This is a genomic window from Schaalia sp. Marseille-Q2122, from assembly GCF_903645355.1.
Classification (GTDB): Bacteria; Actinomycetota; Actinomycetes; order Actinomycetales; family Actinomycetaceae; genus Pauljensenia.
In genome coordinates this window covers 338,874-350,982 of the sequence record NZ_CAHJXR010000005.1, presented here as the reverse complement: position 1 = coordinate 350,982, position 12,109 = coordinate 338,874, and the positions used below count along the sequence as shown (strand labels likewise).

11 protein-coding genes are annotated in these 12,109 nt (G+C 57.0%); 7 read left to right on the top strand and 4 right to left on the bottom strand.

What is annotated here, in order from left to right:
- Positions 1–1,703 (bottom strand): N-acetylmuramoyl-L-alanine amidase (locus HWX48_RS07675; protein ID WP_175956233.1); only part of this gene is annotated, 1,703 nt, incomplete at its 3' end.
- A gap of 141 nt (positions 1,704–1,844) precedes the next feature.
- Between HWX48_RS07675 and rfbB the strand changes: the two genes are divergently transcribed.
- A complete protein-coding gene (rfbB, locus tag HWX48_RS07670) occupies positions 1,845–2,849 on the top strand; it encodes a dTDP-glucose 4,6-dehydratase (RefSeq protein ID WP_175956300.1) in 1,005 nt (334 codons plus the stop codon).
- The gene (locus HWX48_RS07665) at positions 2,846–3,811 is read left to right on the top strand and encodes a glycosyltransferase family 2 protein (protein WP_175956231.1); all 966 of its coding nucleotides are present in this window, start codon (positions 2,846–2,848) and stop codon (positions 3,809–3,811) included. Before rfbB ends, HWX48_RS07665 begins: the two co-directional genes overlap by 4 nt.
- Positions 3,812–3,882: 71 nt before the next feature.
- Here the strand turns inward: HWX48_RS07665 and HWX48_RS07660 are convergent, their stop codons facing one another.
- Positions 3,883–5,082, bottom strand: a complete 1,200-nt coding sequence (locus tag HWX48_RS07660) for a glycosyltransferase (RefSeq protein WP_175956229.1) — start codon at positions 5,080–5,082, stop codon at positions 3,883–3,885.
- A 116-nt stretch (positions 5,083–5,198) separates the two neighbouring features.
- Between HWX48_RS07660 and HWX48_RS07655 the strand changes: the two genes are divergently transcribed.
- Together HWX48_RS07655 and HWX48_RS07650 are read left to right on the top strand one after the other, a co-directional pair.
- The gene (locus HWX48_RS07655) at positions 5,199–6,125 is read left to right on the top strand and encodes an NAD-dependent epimerase/dehydratase family protein (protein WP_175956227.1); all 927 of its coding nucleotides are present in this window, start codon (positions 5,199–5,201) and stop codon (positions 6,123–6,125) included.
- 12 nt (positions 6,126–6,137) lie between these two features.
- Complete coding sequence (locus HWX48_RS07650; RefSeq protein ID WP_217701606.1) at positions 6,138–7,082, top strand: lysylphosphatidylglycerol synthase transmembrane domain-containing protein; 945 nt, start codon at positions 6,138–6,140, stop codon at positions 7,080–7,082.
- On the opposite strand, the gene HWX48_RS07645 is transcribed toward HWX48_RS07650, so the two are convergent.
- Positions 7,070–8,143, bottom strand: coding sequence for a glycosyltransferase family 2 protein (locus tag HWX48_RS07645; protein ID WP_175956223.1), 1,074 nt, complete (start codon positions 8,141–8,143; stop codon positions 7,070–7,072). The genes HWX48_RS07650 and HWX48_RS07645 overlap by 13 nt on opposite strands.
- Positions 8,144–8,339: 196 nt before the next feature.
- Between HWX48_RS07645 and HWX48_RS07640 the strand changes: the two genes are divergently transcribed.
- Together HWX48_RS07640 and glf are read left to right on the top strand one after the other, a co-directional pair.
- On the top strand, positions 8,340–9,665 hold the full coding sequence (locus HWX48_RS07640) for a UDP-glucose/GDP-mannose dehydrogenase family protein (RefSeq protein ID WP_175956221.1): 1,326 nt from the start codon (positions 8,340–8,342) through the stop codon (positions 9,663–9,665).
- A 17-nt stretch (positions 9,666–9,682) separates the two neighbouring features.
- Entirely contained in the window at positions 9,683–10,846 is a 1,164-nt protein-coding gene (gene glf, locus HWX48_RS07635; protein ID WP_175956219.1) for a UDP-galactopyranose mutase, read from the top strand.
- Positions 10,847–10,908: 62 nt separating this feature from the next.
- Here glf and HWX48_RS07630 read toward each other — a convergent pair whose 3' ends face one another.
- Positions 10,909–11,700: a TIGR03089 family protein gene (locus HWX48_RS07630; protein ID WP_303048075.1), complete on the bottom strand. Its 792-nt coding sequence runs from the start codon at positions 11,698–11,700 to the stop codon at positions 10,909–10,911.
- Between the two features lie 112 nt (positions 11,701–11,812).
- On the opposite strand from HWX48_RS07630, the gene HWX48_RS07625 reads away from it, so the two are divergent.
- On the top strand, positions 11,813–12,109 hold the full coding sequence (locus HWX48_RS07625; RefSeq protein WP_175956209.1) for a WhiB family transcriptional regulator: 297 nt from the start codon (positions 11,813–11,815) through the stop codon (positions 12,107–12,109).

Here is a 12,109-nt window from a genome sequence, read left to right as displayed (position 1 = left end):
GAGATGGGGGTGGGGGTGTCGTGGTCGAAGGTCCATCCCTTGACGGTCAGGGTTTGTTTGGTGGTGTTGGGGATGATTTCTTCGAAGTTGCCGCGAGGGCTGGTGGGCTGGGTGGGGGGAGGAGTGTGGAGAGGTGCCTGGGGTGAGTAGATTTCTTTATGAGCGAGGGAGCGGATGCTGGGCAGAGCCTTCTGTCCGGCTTCACCGGGGCAAGCGGTGGCGAAGGTATCACGGTGACCAGAGATACGCGGAAGCCGGATGGTTTGGCCTTTACGGAACTTGCTGTTGCCGCCTTTTGGTGTGAATGCGGCGGTTTCTTCGGGGTCAACCCCTGCTCGCTTCAGCTGCCATGCGGCGAGCTTGGCAACGGTGGCGATGGTGGCTGTGGAAGGGCTCTCAGCGGTGTAGTTACCCATCATGGAGATGCCCATGGTGCCGGAATTAAAACCGCCTGAGTGGGCGCCAATCACCATCTGTCCTGGGCGTGATGCGAGAGTGCCGTAGCGTCCTTCGAAAGCGCGCCCCCACTTGTCAACGAGGAAGTGGTAGCCGATGTCGCCCCACTCAAGAGTGACCGCATGATAGTGGTAGATACCTCGGACAATATCAGCCGATTGACTCATGGAGTAGTTATTGGTGCCAACCGTGTGGTGGACGAGAACATGCGATGCAGGGTGATACTCGGGATCCCAATCTCGTTTGCTTTCATCAGCGCGCCAATCCTGGCGCGATGAGACTGGCACAGGCAGATCAGTAACAGAGGCTGTGGCAGGCAGGTGGAGGCGTGCGAGGGAAGACCCCTGAGACTGTGACATGCCGACGCCTCCAGTTCCGCCCCCGATCGAGGGGGATCCTGGGGTAGGGGAGGGGTTTGTCGAGCTCTCAGCGTTGGACGGCGTGGTGCTGGGAGCGGTGTCAGATTCGGGGGTGTCAGTGAGATCGTTCGCTGCGTCCTCATCCGCGTCATGCTCGGTGGGGGATTGTGTGTGTGGCTTATAGCGGTTGAGGAGGGGGTGGGGTGTGCTTGTCGGCTCGCCGAGGTGGGTGAGGGCGTGTTCGGATCCGGCGTCAATGCCGGTGCTCTCCGCTGAGACAGTAGTGACATCCTCCTCGGACAGGGTCACTTCTTCTTCTGAAGGGTTGGTGGGGATCAGTGCGACTTGCAGATTGGCAGGTAAGGATGATTCTTCGCCGGTGACGCGTACCTGAATCGCATCCGCCCCACCGGTGAGGAAGGGTTCTGTTGCTCCTTGGAAACCTGAGCCGTCGCGGCTGCTCGTTTCTTCAGCGTGGACGAAGAACCAATCGCTCCACTGCTCATTTTCTCGGACACGGACCCACAGCTGAGTATCGGAAGACAGGGGTGTTGTTGCATCCCAGGTCAGTCCGAGCACCATGAAGGGGGAGACTTCAAGGGGATGCGTGAGGAGGACGGCGTTTTCTGCTGCGTCGAAGGGGTCTTCGTGGCTGGAGGCTCGAGCGGTCACTTTCCACGCTGGAAAGGGGTGAAGCCCCTGTCCTGATCCCAGGGAAACGTCCTCAAGGGCTGCTGTGGCGACAGAGGTTGGTTGGGCTGTCTTGGTTGTAAGGGGAAGGATCTCGACGGGGTCTGCTGAACTGGATGCCGTGGATGCTGCGGGAATCAGCGTGGAGATTCCTAAAGTGAGCGCAGCAAATACAGAGAGGGCGTGTGAGGCAGACATGCGTCAATGCTCCTGGGGCCAGTGGTACTAGTGTTGTGGGATCGAGTCAACCGTTACGAACCGAAACGGATGGGATGATGCTTAGCATAGCGCGGTAGGGCATAATGGCAAAGAAACATTCTCGTGATCGGAGTTTTCCTCATGCGTATCGTCGTCACCGGTGGCGCTGGTTTTATTGGCGCCAACTTTGTCCACACTCTTCTCGAGGACCACCCCGATGTGGATGTCGTTGTGTTGGATGCCTTTACCTATGCGGGCAACAAGGGCTCCCTTGTTGTTGCTCCGGAGTTTGCTCCTCGGTTGGAAATCATCGAAGGTGACGTGGCGGACGCAGACCTGGTGGATTCGCTGGTAGCGAAGGCAGACGCCGTTGTGCATTTCGCTGCGGAGTCGCATAACGATAATTCCTTGAATGATCCGTCTCCTTTTATGCACACCAACCTCATGGGGACCTATGTACTTCTTGAAGCAGTAAGGCGCCATAAGGTTCGTTTCCACCATATTTCCACTGACGAGGTCTACGGCGATCTCGAGCTGGACGATCCCGCGAAGTTCACTCCGACAACCCCTTACAACCCCTCTTCCCCGTACTCCTCCACGAAAGCCGGGTCGGATTTGCTGGTACGCGCATGGGTGCGCTCATTTGGCGTGGAGGCCACCATTTCAAATTGCTCCAATAATTACGGGCCCTATCAGCATATTGAGAAGTTCATCCCCCGCATGATTACCAACCGTCTGTGCGGAGTGCGTCCGCGTCTCTACGGCGACGGGCTCAATGTGCGTGACTGGATCCATGTGCGTGATCACAACACAGCAGTGTGGGAGATTCTTACGCGTGGGCGCATCGGCGAGACTTACCTGATCGGCGCTGACGGGGAGACAAACAACCGCCAGGTTGTGGCTATTTTGAATGAGCTCATGGGCTATCCGGCTGACGATTTTGATCATGTAGCAGATCGTGCTGGACACGACCTTCGCTACGCTATTGACGCGACCAAGCTGCGTGAGGAGCTTGGCTGGGAACCTGAGTTCACTGATTTCCGTTCAGGATTGGCCGCCACCATTGACTGGTATCGCCAGAACGAGGACTGGTGGGCACCTCTGAAAGAAGAAGTTGAAGCAAAATACGCTGCAAAGGGACAATGACACCCCTCCTCTTAGAGGGCCGCGACGCGGAGGTAACACCTCCTCGCGTCGTGGTTCTCATGGCGACGTTTAATGGTGCGCAGTGGATTCGTCAGCAGATTGATTCCATCCTCGCTCAAGAAGCGGTAGAGGTCCGCCTCCTCGTTTCTGATGATGGCTCAGAGGACGACACCGTCCAGATTGTTGACTCCTACGCTAGCCGTGATAGCCGGGTGCGGTTACTGCCTCGACGCAGTGGCCCTCCCGGAGTCACAGGCAACTTCATACACCTATTCCTGAATGCGCAGCCCCTGGCTGGTGAGTACGTCGCATTTGCGGACCAAGATGACCTCTGGCACCCTAATAAACTCTCACGCCAGATTCGTTTGCTCACGACCCAAAACGCTGATGCTGTCTCGTCAAATGTCACTGCTTTTGACGATAATGGCGTGCGCCAATTAATTGTGAAAAGTCAGCCTCAACGTCGGTGGGATTATCTTTTTGAGGCCGGGGGTCCTGGATCCACCTACCTTTTCACCTTTGATCTCTATCAAAGGCTGCGGACGTATATTGAAGCCAACGGGTATGAGGGGATCAGTGTCCATGACTGGTTCCTTTATGCGCTGGCTCGCGCAGCTGGAGCTCATTGGATCATTGATAAGGAACCAACGGTTGATTATCGCCAGCATGAGGCGAATGTCATCGGCGCGAACCGCGGAATTCGAGCCATCCGGGATCGCCTGCGCCATCTGCGCTCGGGCCATTATCGGCAGCAATTTCTTCTCATGGCTGAGATGGCTTTGGCAGTCGGCTCGCCCACCCATGATGAGCACTGGAGCGCCGAATTACGTGACCTCATTCGAGATCTACACTCGCAAAGCTTCAGGTCACGATTGAGGCTTGCATCCCGATGGCCTCACCTGAGGCGTAAAAGGCGCCAGGGGCTCGAACTCGCCGCGCTGTGCCTTCTGGGTCAGTGGTGAGCGGAGGGCTCGTGCCGCCACACGCGCCACCCTCATCACTCCATGGGGGCTGAACGAGGGAAGGGTATTTCCTAGGCTTTTGAGTCCGTAGGGGCCTTCTTGATGATGTCGTGAATGATCGCGCAATAGCGCTCGGCTGTTGCTTCTACGGAGAAGAGCTGAGCGCGTTGGGCTGCCCCTTCCGCCAAGAGCTGGCGGTAGTCGAGGTCGTCTCTCAACCGTTCCAGAGCAGCCCCCAATTCGTCGGTGTCCCGTGGTTCGACGAGGAGACCGCTGCTTCCGTGAATCACTGCCTCATTGAGTCCAGGAAGGTTCGACGCGATGACAGGACATCCTGTGCCCATCGCTTCGAGCAAAGCGACGGGCAGGCCGTCTTGGTCCCCTGAGGCCGCTGGGACGGACGGGACAACGATGACATCGTGGGATCGATAGTCCTCGGCAAGTTGATCGCGGGTACGCTGCCCCTTGAAAGTGACTGGAAGGCCTTGGGCTTCCCTCTCAAGTTGAGCGCGCAGAGGTCCGTCGCCCACCACTGTTAAGGTCATATGTGTCCCGTGTTCGCGTAGGGTGCGCAAAAGGACAGACAGGCCCTTCTTTTCGACCAGGCGACCTACAAAAAGCAGATTGAGGCGACCTGATTTTCCTAGCGGACGGCCTTGGGGAGAAAAACGATCGAGATCTGCACCCATCGGAATGGTGTGGCAGATTTCCTGGGGAGCTCCCAAATCAATGGCCGTCTGCGTCATGTCTGTATTCACCGCAGTGACGGCTCCCGCGCGGGACAGCACCCACGACTTTGCGGCTCTCAGAGGCGCTGCCCGGAGCGCGTAGAGATCGCCACCCAGAGAGGTCACAACACGGGGCACACGGGGGGCGATAAGAGTGGCGATGAAGCCTTGCGGAATGATCCAATGCGCGTGAATGGCGTGTGGGCGAAAGTGTCGTATTTCCTTGCGGATAGCCCAAGCTTCCGCCACGAGAAAAGGCAGAACCTGTAGCCAACGAGACGGGCGGGCTCGCAGGTTTTCAATAATCGCCCCATCAGCGAGGTCTTCCCAGCGGCGCGGAAAATAGGCGAAACGTGTGACTGTGACCCCCGCAGGGGAAACCTCTGTGCGGGGGGCGTGAGGCACGCGAGGAACGAGAACGCGGACGTCGAATTCGGCGCTTTGAGCCTGAGCGAGGTCTTGCACGAACGCGGGTATCCCGTCATTAGGACGGGCAGGGAACGTGGAGGCCAGAACGAGGAGGCGGGGCTTAGACGGTGGCATGCTCTTCCTTTTATGGGTAACGGACACAGCGTATCATTACTGCAAGAGCGCGTATTTTGACGTCGCATCGCTCGCCTCCGGTAGCTGTGGAGGCAGAGCGCTCAAGAAAGGTACCTATGTCACGCTTCCTGGTTATTGGTGGAAACGGTTTTATTGGGTCGCATCTTGTTGATGCGCTTGTGGATCGTGGGCATGAGGTCAGTGTTTTCGACCAATTCAATGGTGTCGAACCGCGATGGAAGCCAGCGGACGTGGAGGTGATTTCAGGCGATTTTCTCAATGTCGGCGATGTACGGCAGGCTTTACGCGGCAAAGAAGCCGTGGTTCACATGCTCTCAACCACTGACCCTGCCTCTGCAGAGGATGACCCCACCGTTGACATACGAACGAATCTTCTCTCGTCGATTAACCTGTTTCAAGAATGCGTCGATGCAGGTGTCGGGCACGTTTATTTCCCGTCCTCTGGAGGAGCTATCTACGGAAACCAAGAGGCGCAGATTTTCTCTGAAGACTCTCCGACCTTCCCCCTTTCCCCGTACGCCATTGGGAAGTTGGCTATCGAAAACTATCTGGGCTACTTCCGGAGGAAGTACGGCTTACAGTCGACAATCATGCGCATTTCCAACCCCTATGGGACGAGGCAGAACCCTCGTAAACGCCAAGGAATTATCCCGATCTTTCTCCGTGCAATCCTCCGCGGGGAACCGTTGACCATTATGGGGGATGGCTCCATGGAGCGCGACTATATTTACGTTGAGGATTTGGCGGCGATCATGGCGCTGATGATGTCCGAAGAGCCCAAGCGGACTCTGTATAACGTCGGTTCAGGGGTGACCTTGTCCGTACGGGAACTGCTAGAAACAATCCGTCGGGTAACGGGTGTAGATCCGCAGATTACGATGGTTGAGACACCATCTACTTTTGTGCAGCGCGTCGCCCTGGATGTCTCTCGCCTGCGGGAGGACTACCATCTCCCACCTCTGACTCCTCTTGAAGTCGGTCTTGCTGAAACTTGGGGTGAAATCCGTAAACTTGGCCATTGAAAAGCGAGAGAAATGAGTAAGATGAGCGCTGTCAAAAACGGTGTGAAATACCTATTTGTTGCCGTGGCGCTGGCTTTGCTGGCGTGGGCTGTGTGGCAACAGCGCTTCTCAGTGGCCGAAGGTCTTTCGCGTCTTGGAGGCACGGCTGTGAGTGTGGCGCTAGTGTCTGGTGCGGGAGCAGCGTTGCTTAACGCCTTGTCGTGGCGAGCAAGTTATCGGGCGATGGGGGCAGAGCTTCCTCTGTTGGAGGCAATGCGAGTCTTTCTTATCTCTCAGATCGGAAAGTATCTGCCGGGGAGTGTGTGGCCGGTGGTCACTCAGATAGAGATGTCCCGCCGACATGGCATTAGTCGCTCTCAGGCGGCTACAGCATCGATTGTGTCGATGCTGGTTGGGACACTGACTGCAGCCTTAGCTTCCCTCTTGATCTTTGTGGCGGACTCGGGGACCCTTCTGTCTCAGTATTGGCCGGTGCTTGTTGCTGTGCCCCTGATTATTACGGTTATCTACCCGCCTGTGCTCAACCGGCTGCTGCGACTTATATCGCGATACTTCCGTCGTTACGAGTGTGTGGAGGTTGTGGACTTTTCTGCCCTCGTGCAGAGTTGTCTATGGTCCGGTGTCATGTGGGTGGCTTTTGGCATTCACTTCCACGTTCTGGTCAATGGGCTGTCTGAAGTGCCTGTGTCCTTCGCCCACAGTGTAGGAACTTTTGCTTTGGCGTGGGTGGCCGGTTTCTTGTTCATTATTGCTCCGGCGGGAGTTGGCGTTCGTGAAGCGGTGTTTGTCATTGCATTGGGTGATGCGATAGGCGCACCTCAAGCGTTGACTGTGGCAGTGCTGTCGCGAGCGCTGTTGACAGTGATTGACGCTGTCGGCGTGGCGCTGGCGGGGCTAGTGCCGATGCTTGTATCGCCGACACACGCCAAAAAAGCCAAGGGCGATTATTCCGGCTGAGGTTCTTCAGCTGCGGAAGGAAGGCTGCCCTGGGAGTGTGTTCCAGCATCAGCCGGGAGATGAGGGGCCTCGTGCGTCGATCCGCAGGCGTGAGGAGCATCAATACCAGGCGGGGTGTGGGTATTGATGTACTCCACGCGTTTAACGCGTTCAAGAACGTCCTCGATGAGGACACGGTTCGTTCGCTGGAGGTCAGCTACCACGAGGATGGAGAGTGTGACCATCGCGCCGGTGGTGAGAGCAGAGCCAAAGATCAGGGACTGGATATGGCCTGAGGAATCATCAAAGAGCCACTTGATGAGGAATCGAATCATCGGAATGATGCCGATAATTCCCATAATCGCTGCAATCCAGCCTAAGACCAGATGCGGGCGGAACATGAGGTAGGAGCGGATAATAGCCGCCCCCGATTTGTACATATGCTGCCAAATATTCTTAAAGAGGCGCGATTCGCGAGTCTTGGGGTTGGTAGTGATGGGAACCGAGGCGATCTTCAGTCGCTTGTTACCCGCCTGAATAATCGTCTCCATGCAGTAGGAGAATTGCGTGATGATATTGAGGCGATAAAGCGCCTGCCGGGAGTAGGCGCGGAACCCCGACGCAGCATCGGGTAGCTGGGTGCCAGCCGCTGCATTGACGACCTCTGATCCAAAATGCTGCATTCGCTTCTTGAACCATGAAAAGTGGGCGATCTTCGCCGTTTGCCTGTCAGCGATTGCAATGTCTGCCTCGCCAGCCAGAACGGGGGCGACGAGCGCAGGGATCATCTCTTGGGGGTATTGGTTATCCCCGTCGGTGTTGACAACAATGTCGGCTCCATGGGCCAGCGCGTAGTGAACGCCATCAGCGAAAGAACGTGCCAGCCCCATTGTGTTCGCGTGGGAGACGAAATGACGGACGCCAAGAGCGCGTGCCACCTCAACAGTACGATCCGTTGAGCCATCGTCAATGACAAGGATCTCCACCTCGTCAATCCCCTCAATCGACCGAGGGATCGAGGCAAGGACGAGGGGGAGGGTTTCTTCCTCATTGAGGCAAGGAATCTGGACAAACAGACGCACGGCGCACTCCTGAATACTGGACACATCCAGCTCCCAACCCTAGCACTCCTCGCTTGAGACCACGATCCTCACAGGGCGCTGCCCCCACAGGGAAGAACAGGGGTGAGACAGAGACGGAGTAACGCCGCTCTAGGAGTGAGTCGGACACGATAAACACTATGCTTTCGTGAGCCGGTGAGCCTGATAGAGTCAGGGAATGCGTATTTCGGTTATCGGATGTGGCTACCTTGGGGCCGTTCATGCAGCAGCAATGGCCGAGCTTGGTCATGAGGTTGTCGGAGTCGACGTTGACCGCGCCAAGGTGGAAGCCCTCTCGCAAGGAATAGCCCCCTTCTATGAGCCGGGACTTCCTCAGCTCCTCGAACGCAATGTGGCTGCGGGGCGTCTTCGATTCACCACTCACTACGAGGAAATCCGCGGCTGTTCTGTCCACTTTATTGGAGTAGGCACCCCCCAGATGAGCCAATCGGGGGCTGCGGACCTGCGTTTTGTTGACGCAGCCGTTGAGGCGATGATTCCCCACCTGGGATTTAGCGAATCAGGCATTGAGGTGATTGCAGGAAAGTCAACGGTTCCAGTAGGGACAGCACAGAGCATTGCCCAGCGCGTCGCATCCACAGGTGCTTTCGTTGTCTGGAATCCGGAGTTCCTCCGGGAGGGTTTTGCTGTGAAGGACACCCTGGAGCCAGACAGAATGGTTTACGGCCTGCCCGAAGATCCCGAGATCGCAATCCGCGCTCAACGTCTCTTGGATGAGGTCTATGAGCCGATTATCGATGCCGGTACACCGCGTTTAGTCATGGACTATGCCACCGCTGAGCTTGTCAAAATCAGCGCCAATGCCTTCCTCGCCACGAAGATCAGCTTCATTAACGCAATGGCTCAGATCTGTGACGCCGCTGGAGCTGATGTGACAGCCCTTGCAGGGGCAATCGGCCTTGATGAGCGTATCGGGCGGCGCTTCTTGCGGGCCGGCATCGGCTTTGGTGGCGGATGCCTCCCCAAGGACATTCGAGCCTTCCAGGTTCGGGCACAGGAGCTCGGGGTGGGAGACTCCCTCGCTTTTCTGCGCGAGGTAGACCGTGTGAACGATACGGTTCGGCTTGGGGTCATTCACACGGTGCGTGAATTGTTGGGCGCTGACTATTCTTCTGCGCGTATCGCGGTCCTTGGCGCGGCTTTCAAACCTGATTCAGACGATATGCGTAATTCGCCGTCGCTGGATCTCGCCCGTCATTTTGCTCAAGAAGTCGCGTCGGTGATCGTAATGGACCCTGAAGCTGGTCCTGTTCTGCGTGCTCAAGGTGAGCTTCCTTTCGAGGTTGCGCAGACGATTGACGAGGCGTTGACGGGTGCTGATTTGGTGCTTCTTGGTACTGAGTGGGCGGTCTTCCGTCAGATCGACCCCACTCACGCGGCCGCCCTCGTGAAGCGAAAGATCATTGTGGATGGTCGAAATGCCCTGCGTGCGACCTCATGGAAAGCTGCAGGCTGGACCTATCGGGGTATTGGCCGACGTTAGTCTGAGGAAGGTTCCAGGTGAATTACGACCTTATTGTTGTGGGGTCAGGACTCTTCGGCCTGACCATTGCTGAGCAGTGCGCGAACCGTTGGGGCGTGCGTGTTGCCATCGTTGAACGGCGTCCCCATATTGGGGGGAATGCCTACTCGGAGATTGAGCCATCGACAGGCATTGAGGTACACCGTTACGGCGCCCACATCTTCCACACATCGAATGAGAGAGTGTGGGAGTATGTGAATCGCTTTACCTCCTTCACGCCCTACATTCACAAGGTGTGGACGACAGTGGGTGGAGTTGTCTACCCCATGCCCATTAACCTGGGGACGATCAACCAATTCTTCGGAGCCGCGCTGAGCCCCGATCAGGCGCGGGCATTGATCGCCGAGCAGGCCAGTGAGGTAGACGATCAAGAGATCCACGATTTTGAATCGAAGGGGATCTCCTTAGTGGGGCGTCCCCTCTTCGAAGCCTTCTTCAAGAACTACACGGCGAAACAATGGCAAACTGATCCGCGAGACCTCCCTGCCTCCATCATCACGCGCCTGCCGGTGCGCTTCACCTACGACAATCGTTATTTCACGGATACCTACGAGGGGCTTCCTCTCCACGGCTATGCGCACTGGTTGTCCCAGATGGCTGACCATCCCAGAATTGATGTCTATCTGGACTCTGACTTTTTTGATCCGCACCACCCCCTAGGCCAAGCCGCAACCGTTGGGAATGTTCCTGTTGTGTACACGGGTCCGATCGATCGGTACTTCAACGGGGAGGAGGGGAATCTGTCGTGGAGAACCGTCGATTTTGACGAGGAGATCGTCGATACTGGCGATTTTCAGGGATGTCCGGTGATGAATTATGGTGACTTGGAGGTGCCCTACACGCGCATTATCGAGTTTCGGCATTTCCACCCAGAGCGTGATTACCAGCGCGAGCGAACGGTAATTTTCCGCGAGTTTTCACGCTTTGCTGAGGGTGATGACGAGCCGTACTACCCGATTAATACCGCCTCAGATCGACAGACCCTGATGGCCTATCGGGAGCGCATGAAACACGAGGATCAGGTCTTCTTTGGTGGGCGACTGGGCTCCTACCAATACTTGGATATGCATATGGCGATCGCCTCGGCGTTGAATATGGTGGACAACTCTTTGGCTGATCTCTTCGCACAGCGTAGACCGTAGCCTCGCGGCGAGACTTCGGCTCAGGAGTTGCTACGTGAGGACTGTCCTTACCGCAGCGGGTGCTAGGCGTTGTGAGGACGCTCAGTGAGCATTATTTCGTCGACGTTGTCGTAGTAGGCGGGGTCGATAACGATGGCGCTGCCTGCCTGTGCCCAGAGCGCGGTGAGTGGGGCGCATAGGGTGAGGGCGTCGCCCTCGTGAAAGACGCAGCGTTCCGTGTCGCTGAGCGTATGCGAAGAGCTGAGAACGGGGGCAGCAGTATCCCCGGCGGAGGAGCGCATAGTGCGGGGAGGCCAGTCCTGGGCCTCATGCTCGTGCTCGAGGATGTCATTGTGTGACATCAGTGCTTCGAGGGCGTCAATGGCGGCCGCTGGGAGCTCTTCCTCCCATTGCAGAGCGAGGAAGGCAAGGTTGTGAAGGAAGAGGTCGGCGCCCTCTTCCTGGGCGCGTTCTGCGGCGGCGCTGAGGTGGTTGGTGACGTAGACGGTGACCGGAGGGAGGGAAGTCGGCTCCGCAGTGGGGGAGTCGTCATGGACGAGGGCGTCTCCGGGGGACTCGTGGGCAGTGAAACCCTCCTGACGTGGGGGGATGGTGACGGTCCATCCGCATAAGGTTGCGGCGGATACCCAGATGATTTTCTGCCAACACGAAGGAAGATCAACAACCATGTGTTGTGAAGCCCCAGGTGAGGGGGCATAGAGATCGGTGTACTCGTGGGTGAGGAGGTTCGCGGTCTTTGAGAACCATCGAGCAAGCACTGGGCCGCCGAGTTCCACACGGTCTGGACCGTACCACGTGAGCACAGGTCGGGCCTGTGTGTACAAGGAATCAACAACCTGGTGGAGTGAAAGCATAGAGGATAGCCTAACGTGGGGAGAATCCCAAATACATCTTTTGGGCTTGACTTTCACGTATGACACGCGTGTAATTCTTATTGTTGACCGAACAGAGACGAAGGGGCGAACAATGTGGAACATCCTCGGAGATGGACCTATTGCATGGTCTGACGCCTCAGAATTTGAGCTGCTCGGCATTGACGACGGGCCCTTGGGATGGCAACAGCACGCACTATGCGCTCAGACCGACCCGGAAGCATTCTTCCCGGAAAAGGGTGGCTCCACTCGCGAGGCTAAAGCCGTCTGCCAGTCCTGCTCTGTGCGCTCTGAATGCCTCGAATACGCCCTCCAAAACGACGAACGCTTCGGCATCTGGGGCGGCATGTCTGAGCGCGAACGTCGTAAGCTGCGTCGCTTCGCCATCTAA